20 protein-coding genes are annotated in these 23,564 nt (G+C 67.9%); 11 read left to right on the top strand and 9 right to left on the bottom strand.

All coding sequences use genetic code 11. The annotated features are described in order from the left end of the window. Nucleotides 1–14 precede the first annotated feature (14 nt). The gene (gene hpaR / locus BSE24067_RS28520) at nt 15–455 is read left to right on the top strand and encodes a homoprotocatechuate degradation operon regulator HpaR (RefSeq protein ID WP_151065857.1); all 441 of its coding nucleotides are present in this window, start codon (nt 15–17) and stop codon (nt 453–455) included. Nucleotides 456–540: 85 nt separating this feature from the next. Here the strand turns inward: hpaR and BSE24067_RS28525 are convergent, their stop codons facing one another. Beyond that, on the bottom strand, nt 541–1,740 hold the full coding sequence (locus BSE24067_RS28525) for an SDR family oxidoreductase (protein ID WP_151065856.1): 1,200 nt from the start codon (nt 1,738–1,740) through the stop codon (nt 541–543). Between the two features lie 648 nt (nt 1,741–2,388). Between BSE24067_RS28525 and BSE24067_RS28530 the strand changes: the two genes are divergently transcribed. Together BSE24067_RS28530 and BSE24067_RS28535 are read left to right on the top strand one after the other, a co-directional pair. Beyond that, entirely contained in the window at nt 2,389–2,736 is a 348-nt protein-coding gene (locus tag BSE24067_RS28530) for a DUF3564 family protein (protein WP_151065855.1), read from the top strand. Between the two features lie 396 nt (nt 2,737–3,132). After that, the gene (locus BSE24067_RS28535; protein ID WP_151065854.1) at nt 3,133–4,992 is read left to right on the top strand and encodes a peptidoglycan D,D-transpeptidase FtsI family protein; all 1,860 of its coding nucleotides are present in this window, start codon (nt 3,133–3,135) and stop codon (nt 4,990–4,992) included. Between the two features lie 151 nt (nt 4,993–5,143). Here the strand turns inward: BSE24067_RS28535 and BSE24067_RS28540 are convergent, their stop codons facing one another. The 4 genes from BSE24067_RS28540 to BSE24067_RS28555 form a co-directional block, all read right to left on the bottom strand. Then, nucleotides 5,144–6,859, bottom strand: coding sequence for a cation:proton antiporter domain-containing protein (locus tag BSE24067_RS28540; protein ID WP_151065853.1), 1,716 nt, complete (start codon nt 6,857–6,859; stop codon nt 5,144–5,146). Nucleotides 6,860–7,057: 198 nt separating this feature from the next. Continuing rightward, a complete protein-coding gene (locus tag BSE24067_RS28545; protein WP_151065852.1) occupies nt 7,058–8,482 on the bottom strand; it encodes a cytochrome c in 1,425 nt (474 codons plus the stop codon). Next, complete coding sequence (locus BSE24067_RS28550; protein WP_151065851.1) at nt 8,479–10,257, bottom strand: GMC family oxidoreductase; 1,779 nt, start codon at nt 10,255–10,257, stop codon at nt 8,479–8,481. The genes BSE24067_RS28545 and BSE24067_RS28550 overlap by 4 nt, the downstream gene beginning before the upstream one ends. Beyond that, nucleotides 10,257–10,997: a gluconate 2-dehydrogenase subunit 3 family protein gene (locus BSE24067_RS28555; protein ID WP_151065850.1), complete on the bottom strand. Its 741-nt coding sequence runs from the start codon at nt 10,995–10,997 to the stop codon at nt 10,257–10,259. The genes BSE24067_RS28550 and BSE24067_RS28555 overlap by 1 nt, the downstream gene beginning before the upstream one ends. Nucleotides 10,998–11,361: 364 nt before the next feature. Here BSE24067_RS28555 and BSE24067_RS28560 point away from each other — a divergent pair, with 364 nt between their 5' ends. Together BSE24067_RS28560 and ald are read left to right on the top strand one after the other, a co-directional pair. Beyond that, on the top strand, nt 11,362–11,721 hold the full coding sequence (locus BSE24067_RS28560) for a hypothetical protein (protein WP_170297506.1): 360 nt from the start codon (nt 11,362–11,364) through the stop codon (nt 11,719–11,721). A 132-nt stretch (nt 11,722–11,853) separates the two neighbouring features. After that, nucleotides 11,854–12,969: an alanine dehydrogenase gene (ald, locus tag BSE24067_RS28565; protein ID WP_151065878.1), complete on the top strand. Its 1,116-nt coding sequence runs from the start codon at nt 11,854–11,856 to the stop codon at nt 12,967–12,969. Between the two features lie 31 nt (nt 12,970–13,000). Here the strand turns inward: ald and polX are convergent, their stop codons facing one another. Together polX and BSE24067_RS28575 are read right to left on the bottom strand one after the other, a co-directional pair. Next, the gene (gene polX / locus BSE24067_RS28570) at nt 13,001–14,779 is read right to left on the bottom strand and encodes a DNA polymerase/3'-5' exonuclease PolX (RefSeq protein ID WP_151065848.1); all 1,779 of its coding nucleotides are present in this window, start codon (nt 14,777–14,779) and stop codon (nt 13,001–13,003) included. 195 nt (nt 14,780–14,974) lie between these two features. Next, a complete protein-coding gene (locus tag BSE24067_RS28575; RefSeq protein ID WP_151065847.1) occupies nt 14,975–15,367 on the bottom strand; it encodes a TraR/DksA family transcriptional regulator in 393 nt (130 codons plus the stop codon). Between the two features lie 353 nt (nt 15,368–15,720). Between BSE24067_RS28575 and BSE24067_RS28580 the strand changes: the two genes are divergently transcribed. Then, nucleotides 15,721–15,894 (top strand): hypothetical protein, encoded by a 174-nt coding sequence (locus BSE24067_RS28580; RefSeq protein ID WP_170297505.1) that lies wholly within the window; start codon nt 15,721–15,723, stop codon nt 15,892–15,894. A gap of 81 nt (nt 15,895–15,975) precedes the next feature. On the opposite strand, the gene BSE24067_RS28585 is transcribed toward BSE24067_RS28580, so the two are convergent. After that, nucleotides 15,976–17,367 carry an undecaprenyl-phosphate glucose phosphotransferase gene (locus BSE24067_RS28585; protein ID WP_174904935.1) on the bottom strand — a complete coding sequence of 464 codons (1,392 nt, stop codon included), beginning with the start codon at nt 17,365–17,367 and terminating at the stop codon, nt 15,976–15,978. 32 nt (nt 17,368–17,399) lie between these two features. Further along, on the bottom strand, nt 17,400–18,182 hold the full coding sequence (locus BSE24067_RS28590; protein ID WP_151065846.1) for a Crp/Fnr family transcriptional regulator: 783 nt from the start codon (nt 18,180–18,182) through the stop codon (nt 17,400–17,402). Nucleotides 18,183–19,098: 916 nt separating this feature from the next. Between BSE24067_RS28590 and BSE24067_RS28595 the strand changes: the two genes are divergently transcribed. From BSE24067_RS28595 to BSE24067_RS28615, 5 genes are all read left to right on the top strand, one after another. Beyond that, nucleotides 19,099–19,881, top strand: a complete 783-nt coding sequence (locus BSE24067_RS28595; RefSeq protein WP_174904936.1) for a Crp/Fnr family transcriptional regulator — start codon at nt 19,099–19,101, stop codon at nt 19,879–19,881. Nucleotides 19,882–20,046: 165 nt separating this feature from the next. After that, complete coding sequence (locus BSE24067_RS28600; RefSeq protein WP_040139663.1) at nt 20,047–20,298, top strand: acyl carrier protein; 252 nt, start codon at nt 20,047–20,049, stop codon at nt 20,296–20,298. After that, nucleotides 20,295–21,491 carry an acyl-CoA dehydrogenase family protein gene (locus BSE24067_RS28605; protein ID WP_151065845.1) on the top strand — a complete coding sequence of 399 codons (1,197 nt, stop codon included), beginning with the start codon at nt 20,295–20,297 and terminating at the stop codon, nt 21,489–21,491. The genes BSE24067_RS28600 and BSE24067_RS28605 overlap by 4 nt, the downstream gene beginning before the upstream one ends. Next, entirely contained in the window at nt 21,488–22,468 is a 981-nt protein-coding gene (locus BSE24067_RS28610; RefSeq protein ID WP_151065844.1) for an amino acid--[acyl-carrier-protein] ligase, read from the top strand. Before BSE24067_RS28605 ends, BSE24067_RS28610 begins: the two co-directional genes overlap by 4 nt. Beyond that, complete coding sequence (locus BSE24067_RS28615) at nt 22,465–23,520, top strand: DUF1839 family protein (RefSeq protein ID WP_151065843.1); 1,056 nt, start codon at nt 22,465–22,467, stop codon at nt 23,518–23,520. Before BSE24067_RS28610 ends, BSE24067_RS28615 begins: the two co-directional genes overlap by 4 nt. The last annotated feature ends 44 nt before the right edge of the window (nt 23,521–23,564 follow it).

Here is a 23,564-nt window from a genome sequence, read left to right on the forward strand (position 1 = left end):
CACTCCCCACCCCGATGAACCGTACGCTCGACCATCGCAACCTGGCCATGCTGCTGCTCGAGGCCCGCGAAACGCTGATGGGCCTGTTCCGCCCCATTCTCAAGGAATTCGCGCTGACCGAACAGCAATGGCGGATCATCCGCGTGCTCGACGGCGAACCGGCGCACGCGCTCGAAGCCGGGCAGATCGCGCGCCGCTGCTGCATTCTGAGCCCGAGCCTCACCGGCGTGCTGGAACGGATGGAACGCGACGGGCTGATCACGCGCACGCGCGCGCAGGAGGATCAGCGCCGACTGCTGGTGAGCCTGACGCCGCAAAGCAGGAAGCTGGTGAGCGAAATCGGGCCGCGCATCGACGAGCAGTACCGTCAGCTCGAAGCCCGTTTCGGCGAGGACGGCCTCGACGAGATCTATCGTGCGCTCGATCGGCTGATCGAGCTCGGCAGCGCGTCGTAGGCGCTGCGGCCGGCGGTCCGGCGGCCGCAGCGAACGCTCGAGCGGCCGCGAGTCCGAAGCGGCCGGCCGCGCATCGCGCGGCCGGTCAGTGCAGCGCGCCGCGCATCAGCTCGGTGACTGCGACGCCGCGCGACGTGCGCATGCACTCCTCGACGTAATCGATGAACGGCAGCGGCTCGAAATCGATTTCGTCGCGCACGCGGCGGTTGTCGAACACGCGATCGACGGTCGCGAACTCCGCGCAACGCTGCAGCGCGCGGCCGATCACGCGCTCGAGCGCGGGGTCGGCCCGCCCGAGCACGTCGCGCACCACGAGCGGCAGTTCGGCCGGCGCGCACGCCGCGTAGCGCGGCGCCCCCGTCATCCCGGCCGCCTCGTCCATCGCGCGGACGATCTGCGCGACCTGCGGCGCTTCGTCGCCGGCCGACACGTGATACACGTCGTGCATCAGCGTCGGCTTCACGGCGAGCAGCATCGTCGCGCGCGCGACGTCGTCGACCGACACGATGTCGATGCGCGTCATCGGCCGCGCCGTGAAACGGCGCGCCGCATGCGCGACGCGGAACATCCAGAACGAATTCGGCCCGGGGCGCGTACCGAGCACGGTATGGCCGACGACGTGCGACGGTCGGACGACGACGAGCGGCAGCCCGAGGCCGCGCAGCCGGTGCTCCGTTTCCGCCTTCGCGTGCAGGTAGTCCGCCGCGAGCACTGCGCCGGGCAGGCCGTCGCGGCGCGGCGCTGCGTCGCGCTCCGCCTCCTCGTGCACGATGCCGCCGCGGCCCGCATGCGCATACGCGGTGCCGACGTACACGAAACGCTGCAGCCGCGGCGCGTGCGCGAAGCGCGCGGCGAAGCTCAGCGAATCGGCGACGTCGGCGCGCAGATGCGCGCCGTCGGCCGGCGACGCATGGCCAGCGCAGTGGATCACGTGCGTCGCGCCGGCCAGGCGCGTCGCGTCGGCGCGCTCCCACACGTCGCCGAGCGCGCCGACGATCACGTTCGCTTCGCTCAGACGCGACGCCCAGTACGGCGCGAGCCCCGCGCGCAGCGCCGCTTCGCGCACGCGCGCGACCGCGTGGCCGCGACTCTCGGCACGCACGACGCATACGACGCGTTCGAGCAGCCCCGCATTCACGAGCGCGGTCAGCACGGTACTGCCGATGAAGCCGGTGGCGCCGGTAAGCACCAGCCGGCCGACGTTGGCCGCCGCGACCGGTGCGCAGGCCGGCGACACGAGGCTCGTGCGCCAGTTCAGCGACAACGCGGTTTTCCAGATCAGCACGATAGTCTCCTTCGAAGAATCGGCCTGACGGCGGCGACGGCCCCGGATCGCGGAGCCGCGCACGGCTGTCGGCCGGGCCGGGGCCGATGCTCGCCCCGGCCGATCCCGATCCGGCGGCGGCGCACGATCGCGTCGATCGCGTCTCTGGTACGAAGCAGCAGCCCGCCACGGACGGGCGTCCGCGGCCCAGGATCGGGAAAGTCAAAGTGTGGGGCCCGATCGCCGGCAAGTCTGTCCTGAAAGTTTTGTGAAAGTGTGCGGATTTGTATGCGAATGTTGGAGTGTGTCGGGCCGGTTGGAGCAGGAAGCGGCCGCTGCGTCCGGTCCGGCGCCGCTCCACCGGGACGTGACTGAACCGCAGCGGCCGTGAAGCGGCGTCACGGCGCGACACTTCGACGCGCCCGGGCTAGTCATCGCATCTCCCGCCCGCAACGCCCTCCGCGTCTTAATGCGCAAATCGCCGTGCCGCATGCGTTTGCCCGTGCGGCCGAACTCGACGCCGATCGTCAGACGTCCTTTCATCTGAAACCGCGAATGGGCTGAATACGGATTTATTGCGGATTATCACTTGCGTTTCACAGCAGTCTATCTAGACTGTTCAAACCCAATCGGTCGAACGTGTCATTTTCACTTTCAGGAGACGATCCAATGCGCCTCACCATTCGAATTAATGGCAGCGAATCGGCAACCCGGCATTCCTTCGCTGTGCTGTGGGTCGATACTGACGAGGGGCTGTGGTCGCGCGAGGCACACCAGGGCATCGATCTTCCGAGCTGGGGCAAGGTCCGCGACGTGGAAGGCGCGATGGCGCTCTGCGCTGCCGACGGCGGCAACGCCGTATGCCAGCTGAAGGGGCTGTCGTTCAGCGCGACACAGCGCGAACAGGGCCCGGCGGTGCTGTCCGGCGAGCATCCCGTCGGCGCGTGGCGGCTTCAGGCGGTCGATCGTTCCACGGTAAAACCCGAATACCAGGAATTTATTTCCGTCGCCCGATAGGTATTTTTGACGGCATTCGTCAGCGGTTTCGGGGTTTATTCCGGTTTCCACGATATTCATTTCGATATTCAGCAATAACGGCGCCTCGGCAGGGGCGCTTTTTATTTTCCGCACCCGCTATCAATCGGGGCCGGGTTAATCGCGCTGCGGAAAACGATTACTCGCGCAAACGATTACGATCGGTCGCCACTGCCGATGCCGCCGGCTACAGTGCATCACCACATCCCGATCCGACCTCCGCTCCGCGTCTGCACGCTCGCGCCCCTCCCGCTCCGAAAAGGCGGCCATTTTTCGGGGCCCCGAATCGCAGTTTCCCCACATGATGTTTACTCCTTTATTACAATCCCATTATTTCGACTGACCCGCCGCCGTCCGGCGGCCCGACCCGGCCCTTGCATGAGCGTGAAAAAGAAGACCCACCCCGCCGATCCGTACGCCGCGGCGACCAAGCATCCGATGCTGGCGTCGCGCTTGCCGATGTGGCGCTCGAAGCTGGTCGTGATCATGGTGTCCGTCGGTTTCGCCGCGCTGATCGGCCGCGCGTTCTGGGTGCAGATCGCGAACCAGGATTTCTATGTCGGCCAAGGCCAGAAGCGCTATCAGCGCACGATCGAACTCGACGCGATGCGCGGGCGCATCGTCGACCGCAACGGAGCGATGCTCGCGGTCAGCCTGTCGACGTACGAGATCTGGGCGAACCCGAAACAGGTCGCGGAAGTCGACTATCCGCAGATCGCGAAACTGCTCGACATGCCGCTCGCGGAAGTGAAGCGGCGCCTGCGCAACGACCGGACGTTCGTGCTGCTCAAGCGGCAGCTCGACGCCGACACCGCGAGCCGGCTCGACAAGCTGGGGATCGACGGCATCACGCAGATCGCCGATTCGAAGCGCTTCTACCCGGAAGGCGAATCGGCCGCGCACGTGGTCGGCTTCACGAACGTGGAGGACAAGGGCCAGGAAGGCGTCGAGCTCGCGGCGAACGCGCGGCTGTCGGGCACGTCCGGCCAGCGCGAGGTGATCCGCGACCGGCTCGGCCGCATCGTGTCGGACACGCGGCCGCTCGTCCCCGCGCAGCACGGCGCGACGATCGAGCTGACGATCGACCGGCGCATCCAGCAGCTCGCGTTCAGCCAGCTCAAGGCCGCGGTGCTCGAAAACAACGCGGTGGCGGGCAGCGTCGTCGTGCTCGACGCGCAGAACGGCGAGATCCTCGCGCTCGCGAACTATCCGACCTTCGATCCGAACGACCGCGCGCGCCTCACGGGCCAGCAGTTGCGCAACCGCGCGGTGATCGACACGTTCGAGCCGGGCTCGACGATCAAGCCGCTCGTCGTCGCGCTGTCGATCGACGAGCGCAAGGTCACGCCGAACACGATCATCAACACGTCGCCGGGCACCTACAAGATCGGCCCGGCCGTGATCCACGACACGTCCAATCACGGCTCGCTGACGGTGTCGCAGGCGCTGCAGAAGTCGAGCAATGTCGCGCTCGCGAAGCTCGCGCTGAACCTGCCGGCCGAAACGATCTGGAACAAGTACCAGGAATACGGGATCGGCCGCGCGCCGGAGCTGACGTTCCCGGGCGTCGCGTCGGGCCGCGTGCGCGGCTACAAGCGCTGGCGGCCGATCGAGCAGGCGACGATGGCATACGGCTACGGGCTGTCGATGTCGCTGCTGCAGATCGCGCAGACCTACACCGCGTATGCGGGCGACGGCACGCTGCACCCGGTGTCGCTGCTGAAGAACGGCACCGATCCGCAGACGGTCGATGCGCATCGCGGCCACCGCGTGACGTCGCCGCAAACGGCGGCGGCAATCCGCGCGATGCTCGAGGCGGCGGTCGGTGAAGGCGGTACGGGGCGCCGTGCGCGCGTCGACGGCTACCGGATCGGCGGCAAGACCGGCACCGCGCGCAAGCAGGTCGGCGCGACCTATGCGAAGGGGAAGTACCGTGCACTGTTCGCCGGCATGGCGCCGATGAGCAATCCGCGCCTGATCGTCGCGGTGATGATCGACGAGCCGCGCGGCAAGGGCTACTACGGCGGTACGGTGGCCGGCCCCGTGTTCTCGTCGATCACGAGCGGCTCGCTGCAGTTGCTCGGCGTGCCGCCCGATGCACCGGTCGAGCCGGCGCCGAACGCACCAGGCAAGACCGCACCGCAGAAGACGGTCGCGGCGCCGAAGGCCGCGACGCAAGCGAACACGGCAGCCCCGCAGAAGGCGGCGGCCGTGCCGACGAAGGCAGAGGCTGGCTGATACCAGCCGCGCTATGCCGGGCGCGGCTGCCGACCAATACGCCGCTGGCCGCCGACGTCGACCTTCGCGCGCTTTCCGCCGCGCCGCGCGGCCTCTCTATCCGGCGACGCGATTCGCGCGACGCAATCCCGCGCGGCGCGATCGACGCGGCTCAATGCGCGGCCGCCACCGGCTTCGCCATCCTGCCGAGCACGTGCTCGGTCATCCCGCGCGCGAGCTCGCTTTCGCCCATGAACACGGTGCCGACGCCCTCGCTCGACAGCAAATCGGCTTCGTCGCTGCTGTTCGTGCACAGCACGACCTCCAGCGCCGGGTTCAGCGTGCGCGAGATCTCGACGATCTGCCGCACGTCGAACACATCCGGCAACGTGACGACCAGCATCCCGGCGCGCGCGATATGCGCCTGCACGAGCACGACCGGCTCGATCGCGTCGCCCGACACGGCCGCGACGCCGTCCGCACGCAGCTTCTCCACGAGTTCGCGGTTCTGCTCGACGACGACATAGGCGATCCCGCGCTCGTCCAGCGCATGCGCGATCCGCGTGCCGACCTTGCCGTAGCCGACGATCACGACCTGCCCGGTCAGGTGCGTCTGCGGCGTCGACATCGGCAGCGCGGCGAGCGGGTCGTCGCGCGCCTCGAGCTTGCGCGCGAAGGCCGAATGCTTGCGGATCCACGCAAGCGCCGGTTCGATCATCGCGAACAGCAGCGTGTTCATTGCGATCGAGATCAGCGCGACCGCGAGTATCAGGCTCTGCCCTTCGGCCGACAGCAACCCGAGCGCCCGGCCGAGCCCCGCGAGGATGAACGAGAACTCGCCGATCTGCGCGAGGCCCGCGCCGACGGTGAGCGCGGTGTTCAACGGATACCGGAACGCGATCACGAGCGCGACCGCGGCGAGCGTTTTGCCGATCAACACGATCGCCGCGACCTCGATCACGTGGAGCGGCTCCTCGAGCAGCACCTTCGGGTCGAACAGCATCCCGACCGAAATGAAGAACAGCACGGAAAACGCGTCGCGCAGCGGCAGCGTCTCGTCCGCCGCGCGCCGGCTGAACTCCGACTCGCGCATCATCATCCCGGCGAAGAACGCGCCGAGCGCGAACGACACGTCGAACAGCTTCGCGGCGCCGAACGCGATGCCGACCGCCGCGGCGATCATGCAAAGCGTGAACAGCTCGCGCGAGCCGGTGCGCGCGACGAGCCATAGGATGCGCGGGAACACGCGCTTGCCGACGACGAGCATCAGCGCGATGAACGCGGCGACCTTCAGCATCGTGACGCCGAGCGTGCTCCATACGCTGCCTCCCGCCGCATGCGCATCGCCGGGCGGCGTGCCGCCGAGCAGCCCCGCCACGGGCGGCAGCAGCACCAGCACGAGCACCATCACGAGATCCTCGACGACGAGCCAGCCGACCGCGATGCGCCCGTTCACCGTCTCGACGAGCCCGCGCCCCTCGAGCGCGCGCAACAGCACGACCGTGCTCGCGACCGACAGCGCGAGCCCGAACACCAGCGCGGCGCCGATACTCCAGCCCCACGTGAGCGCGAGGCCGCCGCCGAGCAGCGTCGCGACGGTGATCTGGACGATGGCCCCCGGCAGCGCGATCTTGCGCACCGCGAGCAGATCGCCGAGCGAGAAATGAAGACCGACGCCGAACATCAGCAGCATCACGCCGACTTCGGCGAGCTGCTGCGCGAGCGACAGGTCGCCGACGAAGCCGGGCGTGCCGGGGCCGATCACGATCCCGGCGAGCAGATAGCCGACGAGCGGCGGCATTTTCAGCAGCGACGCGAAGTAACCGAAGATCATCGCGAGGCCGAAACCGGCCGCGAGCAACGCAATCAGGCTGACGTCATGAGGCATCCCCCCTCCCAAGGTCTTGTAACTATTTAGTAAGGTTCAAGAATCAAAGGATAAGGGATGAGACGGAAAAATGGCGCGCCGCCGCGAAAAATTCACGGGCGGGCGCGCCATTGCGGGGTGCAACCCCTGCGCGAGCGGAGACGCCGCACGGCACATCGAACGGACGGGCCGACGGGCCGAACGGCCCGCCGCCGCGCGTCAGCGCGACGCTTGCGGGTACCGCGCGCCCGGCGGCGGCTCGGGCCGCGTCGACGGCACGCTCTTGCGCACCTTCGCGACCTGCGCGGCGGTGACCGGCGCACCGGTATTGCCCCAGCTGGTGCGCACGAAGTTCGACACGTCCGCGACTTCCTGGTCGGACAGACGCCAGCCGAACGGCGGCATCGTGAACGTCGACGGCGCGGTGCGCGTGCCGACCAGCGCACTGCCTTCGAGCACGACGTGGATCAGCGACGTCGGATCGCCGCCCTGCACGACCGGGTTGCCCGCAAGCGCGGGGAACACGCGCGTGTAGCCATGGCCGTCGCTGCGGTGGCACGCCATGCAGTTGTCGCGATACACGGCCGCGCCCGGCTTGCTCGCATCGCCGGTCTGCAGCGCCTTCGCGGCGGCCGCGTCGTACACGTGCGGCTGCTCGCCCTGCACGCGCGGCGGCAGCGTCTTCAGGTAGCGCGCGATCGCGGTCAGGTCGCCGTCGGTCATGTGCTGCATGCTGTGGCCGACCACGTCCGTCATCCCGCCGAACGCGGCCGTGCGCAGCGTGCGGCCCGTCTTCAGGAACTGCACGATCTCGGCTTCGTTCCACGCGCCGAGCCCGGTGCGCGGCTCGCCGCGCAGGCTCGTCGGCACCCAGCCGTCGATCGCCGCGCCGCCCGCGAGGAAATCGAGGCCGCCCGCGTCGGTCAGCGCGCGCTCCTGCATCGTCGCCGCGCGCGGCGTATGGCATGCGCCGCAGTGGCCGAGCCCCTGCACGAGATACGCGCCGCGCGCGACGACCGGATCGGTATACGGCGTCGCATCGAACGGCTTCGGCGCCGGCGCGAACATCTTGCGCCAGAACGCCAGCGGCCAGCGCATCGACAGCGGCCACACGATGTCGACGTCGCGATTCTCGCGCTCGACCGGCGCGACGCCGTGCATGAAGTACGCATACAGCGCCTTCACGTCGTCGTCGGTCAGGCGCGCGTACGACGGATACGGCATCGCCGGATACATCGTGTCGCCGTTCTTGCGCACGCCTTCGCGCACCGCGCGGCTGAAATCGTCGAGCGTCCAGCCGCCGAGCCCCGTCTTCGAATCGGGCGTGATGTTCGTCGAATAGATCGCGCCGATCGGCGTGTCGAACTTCAGCCCGCCCGCGAACGGCTTGCCGCCGGTCGCGGTGTGGCATGCGACGCAGTCGCCCGCGCGCGCGAGATATTCGCCGCGCTTGATCAGGCCCGCGTCGGCGGACTGTGCTGCCGGCGCAGCCGCCGGGCCGGAAGCCGCCGCGGGCGCCGACGGTTGCGCGAAGACCGCGCCGCCGGCGAGACCGAACGCCGCCCATGCCGCGCCAATCGCCAGTGCGCGCCGCAGCGGAGCCGCGCAACGCGCGGCGTGGTGATGATTCATCGTCATCTTCATGCGCTCACCAGCGGGGCGGGATTTTTCAGGTATTGCTCGCGGATCGCGCGTGCGGACCAGTAGGCCAGCGCCGCGATGATTCCGGTCGGGTTGTAGCCGATGCCCTGCGGCAGCGCCGATGCGCCCATCACGAACACGTTGTGCACGTCCCAGCACTGCAGGTAGCGGTTCAGCACGCTCGTCTTCGGATCGGTGCCCATGATCGCGCCGCCGACCAGGTGCGTCGTCTGGTACGCACGGCTGTCGAAGTGCTTGCCGAACTCGCGCGTCGACACGCCGATCGCCTTCGGTCCCATCGCCTCCGCGATCTTCTTCATCTGGCCGGTCACGTACTGCGCCATCTTGATGTCGTTGTCCTTCCAGTCGAAGGTCATCCGCAACAGCGGCTGGCCATACGAGTCGCGATAGGTCGGATCGAGGTCGAGATACACGTCGCGGTACGACATGTTCGTGCCGTGCGCGTCCATCGAGATCGTGTGCGCGTAGTTGTCCTTCACGGCCTTCTTCCACGCGGAGCCCCATTGCGGCGTGCCCGGCGGCGTCGCGATGCCGCTGATCGGCTTCACGCCGGCCTGGTTCACCCACAGCGGCGAGCCGCCGACGAAGCCGAGCGGCCCGTGGTCGAAGTTGTCCGCGTTGAAGTCGTCCACCGCGACGCCGTTGCCGCCCGCGCCGATGAACGGGTTCGTGTACGTGTCCTTGTCGAAGAACGCCTTGATCGTCGACAGGTTCTGGTACGCGAAATTGCGGCCGACGACGCCTTCGCCGGAGATCGGATCGTACGGCTTGCCGATTCCCGACAGCAGCAGCAGGTGCACGTTGTGATACTGGAACGCGGCGACGATCACCAGATCGGCCGGCTGGTGCACTTCACGGCCGGCCGGGTCGACGTACGTGACGCCCGTCGCGCGCTTCTTCGTGTCGTCGAGATCCACGCGCAGCACGTGGCACTTCGAGCGCAGCTCGAAGTTCGGCACCTGCTTCAGCGCGGGCAGGATGTTCAGGTTCGGCGACGCCTTCGAGTACATGTAGCACGCATAGCCGCTGCAGTAGCCGCAGAAGTTGCACGGCCCCATCTGCACGCCGTACGGGTTCGTGTACGGCCCCGACGTGTTCGCCGACGGCAGCCGGTACGGATGCAGCCCGAGCGACTTCGCGGCATCGAAGAAGCGTTGCGCGGAATACGTGTTGAGCTGCGCGGGCAGCGGAAAGTGATCGCTGCGGTTCGCCTCGAACGCGTTGCCGTCGCCGACCACCTTGCCGCCGACCTTGTACGCCTGCCCCGACGTGCCGAACACCTTCTCGGCGAAATCGAAATACGGCTCGAGCTCGTCGTAGCTGACGCCGGTGTCCTGGATCGTCATCCCTTCGGGGATGAATTTCTTGCCGTAGCGCTCTTCATAGTGGCTGCGCAGGCGCAGCTCTTCCGGCGTGATCCGGAAATGCACGCCCGACCAGTGCAGCCCCGCGCCGCCGACGCCCTCGCCCGGCAGGAACGCCGCGAGCTGCCGGTACGGCAGCGCGGTGTCGTGCACGCCGTGGCGGATCGACACGGTCGTCTTCGACAGGTCGAGGAACAGCTTCTTGCGGACGTTGTACGTCAGCTCGTCGATCGTGTTCGGATACGCGCCGTCCGGATAGGTGTCGCGATACTCGCCGCGCTCGAGCGCGACGACGTTCAGGCCCGCTTCGGTCAGTTCCTTCGCGAGAATCGCGCCGGTCCAGCCGAAGCCGACGATCACCGCATCGACGTGCGGCTTCTTTTCTGCGGCCATCAGGTGCGCTCCCCGTTGATCGAAACCGGGCCGTACGGATACGGCTTGCCGTTCTGGTTGACGAAATCCATGAAGTCGGCGCGTGCGCCCGGAAAACCGATCATCTTCCACGCGGCCATGTCGCGATTGCCGCCGTGCACCGGGTCGCAGAAGTAGCCTTCGCGCGTGTTCTGCAGCAACTGGCCGAAGAACACGGCGGACGGCACGTCGTCGATCGGCGCGTCGCCTTTTTCCAGTGCGCCGAGCACGGTGTCGCGGGTCTGCGCGTCGAGATCGGCGAACGCCTTGCCGTGGGCCTTTTCGCAATAGCGGTTGACCGCCGCGATGCCGAGCCGGTAGATGTCGCGCGGCACGAGCTTCAGCTGGTAGCCGAGCTCGGGCACGCCCTGCTGGAACGGCCCGTGCATGTACCACGTCGCGCCGTGCGCATACGGGGTTTCGAGCTGGCGGTCGATGAATTCGGGCACGCCGGTTTCGAGCGCACCGGGGCCCTCGGCGTCAGCCGGGATCAGCCGGTCGACGGCGGCCTGCACGAACGCCCACTCCTTCGCATCGAAGAAAGTCGGCTTGTACGGCGCACGCTCGGCGCCGGCGGATGCGGCTGACGCATTGCCGGCCGTGGTCGCGGTCGATGACGACGAGCGCAGGTCGCAACCGGCGACCGACGCGATCGGCACGAGGGCGACCGACGTGCGCAGAAAGCGGCGACGCGAATTGGGTTTGTCGGGTGGCGTGGACATGGTCGGATGTTGATCGTTGGGGAGCGTGGTTCAGGCACGCGCATTCGCATGCGGCATGCCCGGCACGGCAGCCATGCCGCGCGCGGCCGGCCGTCCTGTTCTTGCGGTGATGCGCACAACCTCGGTACGGGCGCCGGCCGCCCGTTGCGCGGCGGCGCCGTCATGCAGCCGCGCGCCCGCCGTACCGGCGCCTGCGCGGCGTTGCCCTCTTCCCGGGTTTCATCGTCGGACAAATACGCGGCTATCGCCCGCTCTGCCCGTCATCGCCATGGTCCTGTTTCAACTTAGACGCCGCGCCAGCCGACGGCAAGCACCACTGCGCGGCCTTCTTTCCGGACCCGGCGGCGAGTGCGGCGAATTATAAATGGAACCGGTTCCATTGCCAAAGGGTTCGATGAAATTCATTTCATCGAAATTCGCAATAATTGAAAAATCCGGACGTCGGGACACGCACGGATGGCGCGTTGGTCAGCCGATGCGCCACGCGGAACCGGCCGGTTTTCGGGATCGACGCGTCGCGCACGCAACGCCACGCGCCCTCCTTATCGTCAGCGCAAACCGGCTTATGGAGCGCTCTTATCGCCTCGCCGCATTCGCCTGCCGAATCGATACGTCGTGCGCCGCGCGGCGCTCGGCCGGCGCCTGGCGACGTTGGATCGCCATCCGCCGCATCGCGCGCGGCGCCGCGGCGCGCGTGCACCGGCGCCATCGGGCCGCCGCTTGACTTCCCTCCGGCCACCACTACCCTTTTATTTCGATACGGCAATCGAACGATGCATGCGCAACGGCTCCGTCCATGCAGTTCGCCGTTCCGCGCACGCACGACGACAACAACGCATACCCATGGAGACGACACATGCTGATCGGCGTGCCGAAAGAGATCAAGAACCATGAATACCGTGTCGGCCTCACCCCTGCCGGCGCGCGCGAACTCACGCGGCATGGGCATCGCGTGCTCGTTCAGCGCGGCGCGGGCACGGCGATCGGCCTGCTCGACGACGACTACACGGCGGCCGGCGCCACGCTGGCTGACGACGCGCGCGACATCTTCGCGCGCGCCGACATGATCATCAAGGTCAAGGAGCCGCAACCGGCCGAATGCGCGATGCTGCGGCGCGGGCAAATCCTTTATACGTATCTGCATCTCGCGCCCGATCCGGAGCAGGCGGCGGCGCTCGTGAAGTCCGGCGCGGTCTGCATTGCGTACGAGACCGTGACGGGGCCCGGTGGCGGGCTGCCGTTGCTCGCGCCGATGAGCGAAGTCGCGGGACGCATGTCGATCCAGGTCGCGGCGATCCACCTCGAAAGCCCGCGCGGCGGCCGCGGTGTGCTGATGGCCGGCGTGCCCGGCGTGCCGGCTGCGCACGTGGTGATCCTCGGCGCGGGCGTCGTCGGCACCGGTGCGTTGCAGATGGCGGTCGGTCTCGGCGCGCGCGTCACCGTGCTCGACACGAACGTGAGCCGGCTGCGCCAGCTCGACCTGATCTTCGCGAACCGGATCGCGACCGTCTGCTCGAACGCGCACACGATCGACGAGGCCGTGCGCGACGCGGACGTCGTGATCGGCGCGGTGCTCGTGCCGGGCGCATCGGCGCCGCGACTCGTCACGCGCGACATGATCGCGACGATGCGCACGGGCGCCGTCGTCGTCGACGTCGCGATCGACCAGGGCGGCTGTTTCGAGACGTCGCATCCGACGACGCATGCCGATCCGACCTTCGTCGTCGACGGCGTCGTCCACTACTGCGTGGCGAACATGCCGGGCGCGGTCGCGCGCACGTCGACGTTCGCATTGAACAACGCGACGCTCGGCCATGCGCTCGCACTCGCCGACAAAGGATGGAAACGGGCGATGGCCGACGATCCGCATCTGCGCGCGGGGCTGAACGTATGCGACGGACACATCACGTACGAAGCCGTCGCGCTGGCGCTCGGGCTGCCGTACGTGCCGGCGGAAGACGTGCTCGCCTGAGTGTGGCGTGCATGACGGCGTGCGCGCGTCGTCATGCACCTTTCGCGCGCCCGCGCGTGGTCGTGCCGCCCGTCGTGCCCGTCGTGCCCATCGTGCGCGCCAGCAGCGGCCGCAGTTGTGCGAGCGTGCGCGTGTTGAGCACGTCCTGCCGCGTGAGCCAGCCGCGTCGCGCGTGGCCGATACCGTAGCCGAGGTTGTCGAGATCGCCTGCACACGACGCGTCGGAGCCGATCGCCACTACGACGCCGGCCTTCGCTGCCTCGCGGCACCATACGTCCGGCAGATCGAGCCTGCGCGGGTCGCCATCGAGTTCGACGAAGCAGCGACGCGAGGCGGCCGCCGCAAGCACGCGCGGCACGTCGATTTCGCACGCGTCGCGCTCGCCGAGCAGCCGGCCGGTCGGATGCGCGAGGATCGTGAAATGCGGATGATCCATCGCGCGCAGCAGCCGCTCGGTTTGCGCGGCGCCCGGCAGGTCGAAACCGTCGCGCACCGCGCCAACGACGAGGTCCAGCCGGCCGAGCACGGCGTCGGGCACATCGAGGCTGCCGTCCTCGCGAATGCGGGCCTCGACGCCTTTGAGCAGCACAAAGCCGTCGAACGACGCGTTCAGGCGGTCGATCTCGTCGATCTGCCGTTCGAGCCACGCGCAATCCGTGCGGCCGCGGCCGTCGCCCGGCACGCGATCGGTGACGGCCAGGTACTGGAGCCCGCGTGCGCGCGCCGCGTCCGCCATCGCGCGCAGCCCGTCGCGACCGGCCGACGCGTCGGTATGCGCGTGCAGGTCGCCATGAAGGTGCTTGCGTTCGACCAGCGCCGGCAACGCGCCGACGCGCGACGCATCGATCTCGCCGCGCGCCTCGCGCAGTTCGGGCGGCACCCAATGCAGGCCGATCGCGTCGTACACGGATGCCTCGGTCGCGCCCGCGATCCGGTCGTCGCCGCGGAATACGCCATATTCGTTGATCTTCAGCCCGCCGGCCTGCGCGATCCGGCGCAACGCGATGTTGTGCGCCTTCGACCCGGTGAAATAGACGAGCGCCGCGCCGAACGCGTCCGCATCGACGACGCGCAGGTCGACCTGCAAGCCGTTGGCGAGCACGACGCTCGAGCGCGTCCTGCCGTTCGCGAGCACGCGCGCGACGTCGCCGTAATGAACGAATGCGCCGGCCACCGCGGCCGGATCGCGCGCGGTCACGAGGATGTCGAGATCGCCGACCGTCTCGCGGCAGCGGCGAAAGCTGCCGGCCGGCAGCGCTTCGCCGACGCCGGCCACCGTGCGCAGGTGCGCGAGCAGCGGCATCAGCGCATGCGTGGCGTCCGGCAGCAGGAAGCGTTGCGGCTCGCGCTGCAGGCGCTCGGCGAGCGCATCGAGAAGATGGGCCTCGATCTTCGCGCCGAAGCCCGGCAGCGCGCGCACGTGCCCGCACTTCGCTTCGGCGCGCAGCTGTTCGAGCGAGTCGACGTGCAGCGCATCATGCAGCGCCTTCACGCGTTTCGCCCCGAGCCCCGGCACGTCGAGCAGTTCGACGATCGCGTGCGGCAACGCGTGACGCAGCGTCTGCTGCAGTTCGCAGGTACCGGTCGCGGCGATCTCGCGCAGCTTCGCCGCGAGGTCGGCGCCGATCGACGGGATCTGCGCGAGATCGCCGCCGTTCGCGATCATCGCCGGAATGTCGCGCCCGTAGTCGGCAATCGTGCGCGCCGCGTTGCGATACGCGCGCACCCGGAACGGATTCGCGCCCTGGATTTCGAGCATGTCGGCGATTTCGGCGAATACGGCCGCACACTCGGCATTGCGGATCGGCATGATCGGCGTGGCTCCCGTTCCACATGGATGGCGCCGTGCGCCGGCGCGACGGCGTCGATCCGCCCGTCGCCGCACGTCGACGGCGGCGGGCGCCTGGTGGTCGTCCTGCGCCGGGCGCCCGTGCGCCGGCTGCCCGTACGCCGGCGGCCCGCATCGTGCTGCTCGGGGCGCGCGTGCGCGGTCCCGGCACCGGCGTCAAAGCGATGCGCGCGGTGTCGTCGCGTAGCGACGCTCGTACAGCGACTGGCAATGCGTGCACCGTTCGGCGGTGGGCCGCGCGAGCAGACGTTCGTAGCCCACCGGCGCATCGCAATCGATGCACTCGCCGTAGCTGCCGTCGCGCATGCGCTGCTGCGCGCGCGCGATCGCGCGCAATTCGGCGAGTTTCATCCCGATCAATGCGTGATCGGTGTCGACGAACAGATCGGCGTTCGCTTCGTCGCCCTCGTCCGGCGCCGCGCCGGCGAGTTCGGCATAGGACTCGAGCGCACGCTGATCCTCGCTCGTGCGGATGTCCGCCCGCAACGCCTGCTCGCTGTCGGTCAGCCGCTGCTGCAGCGTCTGCCGTTGTTGTCGATCGAGCGCCATTGCCGTCTCTCCTTTTCCCGGTTCCGCGCGGTCAGACATGCGGCGCGCGGTTGTCGCGCCGGTGCGCGACGGGCAGACATGCACGCCCCGCCGCGCCCGGATGCGCGTCCGGCCGCACGACGCGGCGAACGCTTCGACGCAGCATAAACCCAATGAACACGCATGTGTTGACCGGTATCGGCAGCGGCGGACGGACGCAGCACGCGGAAACGGGGGACGGACGCGAATACACCGCGCACCCATTCGTCTGACGCACGGGCGGTTGAGATCGATCAATCCCCTGTACAAAGTTGCGTCATAGATTGAACGCATGCGCGGCGAATCCGCGGCCTTTTCGCTTTCAGGAGAACGTGATGCTGTTCGGCGTCGTCATCTGGGTAGCCCTTGCGGCTCTGTTCCCGACGATGGTCGTGCCGACGATCCAGCACGCCATTCAGCCATCGAGCGCGCAGGCCGCGCCCGACGCGCGCCCCGCCGTCTCGCCCGCCGCGCTGCCGGCGGCCGGGCAGCCGCCGGCGAACGGCTGAAGCGCGGCCGGACGCGTGCGATCGCAGCGGGCATCGGGTTCAGACCGGAACCGTCCATCCGATACTTTGCATTCCTCTCCGTCAAAACGCGTTGCGTCCGATGAAGCCGCGCACGACCGTCAGCAGGATGATCTTCATGTCGAACCAGAAGCTCCAGTTCTGCATGTAGAACAGATCGAACTTCACGCGCGCGGCCATCGCCTCGACCTTGCGCGTCTCGCCGCGATAGCCGTTCACCTGCGCCCATCCCGTGATCCCCGGCCGCACGCGATAGCGGTACATGTAGCAGTCGATCAATTGCCGGTAGAAGTCGTCGTGCTCGATCGCGTGCGGGCGCGGGCCGACCACCGACATCTGGCCGAACAGCACGTTGAAGAACTGCGGAAGCTCGTCGAGTGACGTACGCCGCAGGAACGCGCCGACCGGCGTGACGCGCGCATCGTTGCGCGATGCCTGCCGCACGACGCCGGGCTGCGCGCGATGCGCGCGCATCGTCCTGAACTTGAGGATGTGGAACTCGCGGCCGTCGGCACCCTTGCGGCGCTGCCTGAACAACACGGGCCCCGGCGACGACAGCTTCACCGCTACCGCCAGCACCGCGAGCAACGGCAGCAGCGGGATCAGCACAGCGACCGCGAACAGCCTGTCGAACGCGAATTTCGCCCACAATTCCGGCGCCGAGCGCGGCGTGGTCGCGAGGTTGATCGCCGGCATGCCGAGCACGTCGGTCGCGGAGCGCTCGACGACCGCCATCTGCCGCACGTCGGGCAACAGCCGCAGCTCGACGAATTCGTCGCGCAGTTCGCGCACGATGCGGCGGATGCGGGACTCCTGCGACATCGGCAGCGTAAGCCACACTTCGTCGATCGCGCCGCTGCGGATCATGCTCTTCAGCACGCCCCAGTCGCCGATCACCGGCGCGCGGCCGATTCCGTCCGCCGCCGCGGCGGCCGATCCGTCGTCGTCGAACACGCAGGCCGCCGCGAACGGTCCGTCCGGCTCCAGCTGCATTCTGTCGATCACCACGCGTCCGTACGCGGTCGCACCGACGATCGCGACGCGCCGCTGCCGCGCGCGCGGATGGCCGCGCTTGAGCGCAAGCGCGCACATCGCGAGCCTGCCGAGCAGCAGCGCCGCGTCGCCGGACAGCACCGTCCGTGCGATCCAGCGGGTCGTGACCGTGCCGCCGCGATTCATGATCCCCATCGAGCCGGCCACCGTCAGCGTGCTCACGCACGCGAGCGCCACCACCGTGCGCGTCAGCATCGAGCTGCCGCGCGGCACCGCCGCGCCGCCGCGCGGCACGCGCACGGCACGCGGCAACAACGCGACGGTCAGCACGCACAACAATGCAATCGCACCGCGCTGCGCATCCGACAGGTCATGCCACGCGAGCCGCATCGCGGCCTGCGCCGCCAGTACGCCCGCCAGCACGAGTGCGACGTCGGCCGCGGCAATCGCTGCGCGCCGCATCGCAGTCGTTCCACCCGACATCGAATGCATCGTCACGCACCGTGCGCCGGGAAACCGCCGTGGATCTCGGGCAGCCGCGGGCGCACCGGCATCGGCCTCGCACCGGCCCGCGTGCCGAGCAGGCGCCGATAGTCCGCCCGAATCAGCTCGTAGCATTCGCACGCCTGGCGCTCGAGGCCCTCGCGATCGATCACGGTGATGCGGCCGCGCCTTTGCCGGATCAGCCCGGCTTCCTGCAGGTTGCCGGCCGCTTCCGTCACGCCTTCGCGGCGCACGCCGAGCATGTTCGCGATCGTCTGTTGCGTGACGGCCAGTTCGTCGCCGTCGATCCGGTCGTGCGCGAGCAGCAGCCAGCGGCTCAACTGTTCGCTTACCGAATGATGCCGGTTGCACAGCGCGCTGCGCGAAATCTGCGCCATCGTCGCCTGGCAGTAGTTCAGCAGCAGCCGGTAGGTGGCCGGCGAACGTTCGAATTCCGACCGCATCACGCAGGTCGGTACACGGTAGGCCATCCCGCCGATGCGGACTTCGATGCGGTTCGACACCGCGATGCCGCCGACGAGCGTCGCCAGCCCCACCACCCCTTCGCGGCCGACCACCGCGACCTCCACCATCGCACCGTCCTCCATCAGATGCTGCACCGACATCATGGCGGTCGTCGGGAAAAGCAGGTGGCGCATCGGCTCGCCGACCCGGTCGAGCATGCCGGCCTTGATCCGGACCAGCTCGAGGTGCGGTGCGATGGCCCGGATGCTGTCCTCCGGGAGGGCATCGAGAATGGCATTCGCCGAGAAGCTCGAGTAAAGATGAAGCATGGCTGTATCCCTTTATTGTTCCGCGCCGCATCCACACGCGTCGGCGGAATTCGTTATCGCAATGCGCGTACGAACGACGGCCCAGGTTGCGGCCCACAACCCTCGCTCCAATCGGCCGCCGGCTTCTCGCCGCCGGATCGATTCGACAGTCCCGTTTCGACACGCCCGGCTGAATAAGCGATTTGCGTGCCAATACCGGCGCATCCTTAATATATGAATGGCAGCCGATTTAGAACGCGCGAATAACCGGCGCCGAACCGCCAAAAATGTCTCATTTCCGGACACCCTCGCGCCGCGGCGGACAGCTCGCTCGATTCGACTGATCAATAGGCGCGCGGCCCGCAGCGGCGCCGACAGCACGGCGCGGGGCTTTCCGTTCAAATACTTACAGGCCCTTTTCAATCGTTTCCGTGATGTCTCACGGTACCCGGTGCAGCCGCCCGCACGCCGATTGGTCGTTTGAAACTGTCTCAAAAATGAATCGCGCCATTCATTATCGAATTTGTAATCGAGCGCACATACGTCGCCCAAGGCCATGATTTCATTATGGAATTCTGAGTCCGCATCTCGATTGTCAAATAATGTTCAATGCCATCGAGATTTTTTTCTTGTACGATCGGGGCGCTGCCCGATTGATTCCCGAGCGGCACGGAATTGCCCGGATATTCGCCAATCCATTTCAAGACGATTAATTCATGAAAACTTGAAGTTCAAGTCCATATAACATTCTGCAATTGCGTCCGGATCGTCAAACTTTGTGAAGTGACGGAGTGCGGAATTTATTGAATTAAGTTGCGTGCTAGCCTTTTCAGCCGTCGGCATTCGAATTCCGACGAACCCATAATCCGCACGAGCGTGCCGGATTCCGCGAGGAAACCGGCGCATGCCGTGCAATCGCCCTCTGCGAGGATGCGCCGTGACCCACCAGGCCAATGACGCCGCCGCCCACCCGAGCGGCATGATCGACTTTTCCCATAGCTTCGACACCAACCGGTTTCTCGCGGCCCTCGACCGCGACGAACGCGCGGCGCTGATTGCGAACCTGCAGCTCGTTCATTTGAAGTCCGGGCAGGTGCTGTGCGAGCCCGGTGAAATGCTCGCCGCGGTCTACCTGCCCGTCACGACCGCGATTTCGCTGCAGTACGTGTCGTCGGGCGGCATGACGCTGGAGGTGGCCGAGATCGGCAGCGAAAGCATCGTGTGCGACGACGTGATCGGCGGCAGCGGCCGGATGCCGTGCCGCGCCGTCGCGTGCCGCGACGGCTTCGTCTACCGGCTCGACCGCCGCATCTTCGCCGCCGCGTTCGATGCGTCGCCGGTGATTCGCCATCTGGTGTTCGTCTGCGTGCGGCTGCTGATGGCCCAGGTTTCGCAGATCACGTTCTGCAGCCGCCATCACGTGCTCAAACATCAGTTATGCAGATGGTTCCTGCTCGCGTACGACCGCTCGCGGAGCATCGAGATCCAGGTGACTCACAGCATGCTCGCGCAGATGCTCGGCGTGCGCCGCGAAACGGTTACGGACGCCGCCGGGGAAATCCAGAAGCTCGGATTGATCCGCCAGTACCGCAGCTCGATCGTGCTCGGCGATCTCGGCGGGCTCGAAAAACTGTCGTGCGGCTGCCGCGCGATCGTGCGCGACGAGATGAAGCGCATCCTGTCGGCCGATTCGGGCGTGGCTGCCGCCGCACGCGCTTGATCCGCACGGCGTTACGGCGCGCGCGCGGGCCAAGTCAGCGGATTGTAGGGTGGCGAACAGATCGCCGCGCGTGCGAATGGTCTACTGATGCCGGACTGCCGGGGGATGTCAGCGCGATGCGCGCGTCCGCCCGTGCGGACGACACCACGCACGCCGGAGCAGCACGTGAAAAACGACATCAGAACCATCCTCAAGCACGTCGCCCATCTCGAAGCCGCGATCGATTCGATCGGTGACGGGGACGATCTCTACGAAGCGGGCCTCTCGTCGCTCGACACGATCCAGTTGATGCTCGCGATCGAGAAGCAGTTCAACATCGAGATTCCCGACGAGATGCTGAACCGCAACCTGTTCCGCAGCATCGACGCGCTCGCGGACACGATCGCCACCCTCCAACGCGCCGAGCATTCCGCATGAGCGCGCTACTTCCCGAACTCGCGGCCGGCGGCGAAACGCGCCGCCTCGACGAGGCCGCACGCGCGGTCGCGCAAATCGCCGCCCAGCATGCGGACGCGGTCGATCGCGACGCACGCTGCCCCGTCGAGGCGATCGAGGCGATGCGCGCCCGGCGCCTGCTGAGCGCGATGGTTCCGACGCACCTCGGCGGCGCCGGCGCGTCGCTCGCCGACATCGCATCGGCATGCTCGATCCTCGGCCAGGCGTGTGCGTCGTCGGCGATGGTGTTCGCAATGCACCAGATCCAGGTCGCGTGCATCGTCGACCACGCCGCCGACCAGGGCTGGCACAAGCTGTTCCTGCAGCAGCTCGTGCGCCATCAGTGGCTGCTCGCGTCGGCGACGTCCGAGGACGGCGTCGGCGGCAACCTGCGCGCGAGCCAGTGCGCGCTCGAGACCAACGGCGGCGAGTTCCGGCTGCGCAAATCCGCGCCGACGATCTCGTACGGCGACTACGCGGACGGCATCCTCGCGACCGCGCGGCGCGATGCGGACGCTCCGCCGTCGGAACAGGTGCTCGTCACGCTGCTGCGCGACGGCTATACGCTCACGCGGCGTGGCGACTGGGACACGCTCGGCATGCGCGGCACGTGCAGCAACGGCTTCGTGCTCGACGCGCAGGGCGCGACCGTGCAATGCCTGCCGGTGCCGTTCGCGCAGATCGCCGAACAGACGATGGTGCCGGTGTCGCACATTCTGTGGGCCGCGGTGTGGATCGGCGTGGCCGGCGACGCGTTCCATCGCGCGCACCAGTTCTTCCGTTCGCAGGCGCGTCAGACCGACGGCGCGCCGTCGCCCGCGTCGCGCCGCATCGCCGAATCGCTCGCGCTGATGCAGGCGATGCAGGCGCGCGTCGACAACGTGCTGCGCCTGCATGCCGGCGCGACGACGCGTTCGTGGTCGGCCGGCATGGCGTGGGCCGCCGAGATCAACACGTTGAAGACCTACGTGTCGTCGACGGCGCTCGAGGTCGTCCAGCAGGCGCTGATGATCTGCGGGATGGCTGGTTACAAGCACGGCACGCCGTTCAGCATCGGCCGCCACCTTCGCGACCTGCACGCAGCGCCGCTGATGATCAGCAACGACCGCATCGCCGCCAACACCTCCAACCTGTTGCTCGCACTGCGTCCCGCGACGCTGGAGAAACACTCGTGAACGATCGCCTCTCCGTGCCTTCCCCCGCCCCCGCCGCTGTGCCGTCCGATGCACCGCTCGACCGCGCGGGCGTCAATCCGCTGCGCGACGAACTCATCGACGCGGGCCTGCTGGTGTCGACCGGCATCCAGGGCCTGTTCGGCCGCAGCGAACGGTTCGAGCGCGTCGTCGAAGCGCTCGACGCGTTCGTCACGCGCGCCGGCGCCGATCAGCAGGCCGAAGTGCTGCGCTTTCCGCCGGCGATGAGCCGCACCGAGTTCGAGCGCAGCGAATACATGAAGAGCTTTCCGCAGCTCGCCGGCAGCGTGCATGCATTCTGTGGCGACGAACAGCGGCACCAGCGCGTGCTGCAGTGCCTCGACCGCGGCGAGGACTGGACCGAAAGCCAGAAGCCGACCTACGTCGTGATGACGCCCGCCGCGTGCTACCCCGTCTATCCGGTAGTTGCTCGCGCAGGTGCGTTGCCGGGCGACGGCCGCATCGTCGACGTGTTCTCGTACTGCTTCCGCCACGAGCCGTCGCTCGACCCGACCCGCATGCAGCTGTTCCGGATGCGCGAGTACGTGCGCATCGGCACGCCCGAGCAGATCGTCGAATTCCGCCAGACGTGGATCGAGCGCGGCACGCGGATGATCGATGCGCTGCGCCTGCCCAATGCGATCGATCTCGCGAACGATCCGTTCTTCGGGCGCGGCGGCAAGATCGTCGCGAACAGCCAGCGCGAGCAGAACCTCAAGTTCGAACTGCTGATTCCGATCGAGCACGACGGCCGCCAGACCGCGTGCCTCAGCTTCAACTACCACATGGATCACTTCGGGCTGCTGTGGGACATCCGCACCGCGGCGGGCGACGTCGCGCACACCGGCTGTGTCGGTTTCGGCCTCGAGCGGCTGACGCTCGCGCTGTTCCGCCACCACGGCTTCGACATCGACGCATGGCCGGCGGACGTGCGCGACGTGCTGTGGGGCGCGCGATGAGATTCGTGTCCCGCGACGGCGACGATGCGTCGTTCGAAGACGTGCGCCATCGCGCACGCCACTACCGGCCGCACCCGCTGCACAGTCAGGAGATGGTCTGGAAACAGACCAACTGCTACGTCGACATGTGGCTCGAGGTGCTCCGCTGGTGGGGCCTCAATCCGTACGCGGCGCTGCCGTTTACGATCGCGCTCGATTTCGAGGGCGACCAGTTCACGTTCTTCAAGTTTCCGCACGACGAACTGGAGCGGCTCTACGGGATCGTCGTGCAGGAGCACTCGATCTACGAACCGCTCGACCAGCACATCGAGACGCAAGTCGCGCGCGGTCACCTGATGATCGTCGAGGTCGACGCGTGGTTCCTGCCCGACACACGCGGCAGCAGCTACCGCACGCAGCATACGAAGACCACGATCGGGATCGACTCGATCGATCGCGCGCACCGCCAGATCGGCTACTTCCACAACAGCGGCTATTACGTGGCCGACGATTTCGACTACAGCGGGCTCGTCGGCGACAGTTCCCCGATGCCGCTGCCGCCTTACGTGGAATGCGCGAAGCGGCGCTTTGCGCCGCTCGACGAGCGCGCGTTGTGCGAAGCGTCGCTCGCGTCGCTGCAGCGGCATTTGCGCCGCGTGCCGATCGTCAATCCGGTCACGGCGTTCCGGCGCCAGCTGCAAATCGATGCGCAAGTGCTCGCCGATTCGCCGCTCGAACGCTTTCATGCGTACTCGTTCAATTCGGTACGGCAACTCGGCGCGAACTTCGAGCTGTTCGGTCACTACGCTCGCTGGCTGCAGGCAAGCGGCTGCGTCGGGCCGTTCGCCGAGATTCGCGCGGCGTGCGATCGCATCGCATCCGAAGCGATGGTGCTGGAGTTCCGGCTCGCGCGCGCGTGCGCGCGCGGCAAGGAAGAACGTGGCGACGGGACGCTCGACGCGATCGAAGCCGCCTACGCGGACCTGATCGATTGCGCGCGGCAAATCGCGCCGCCGCTGCGGCATGCGGCGCCCGTTCGTGCCGACGCGGCCGTCGTGCCGCTCGCGCGGTGACGCGCACGCGCGCCGCACGCGCGTGGTCGATGCTTGCGACGGCC

It is taken from the genome of Burkholderia latens (genome assembly GCF_902499045.1).
Taxonomy (GTDB): Bacteria; Pseudomonadota; Gammaproteobacteria; order Burkholderiales; family Burkholderiaceae; genus Burkholderia; species Burkholderia latens.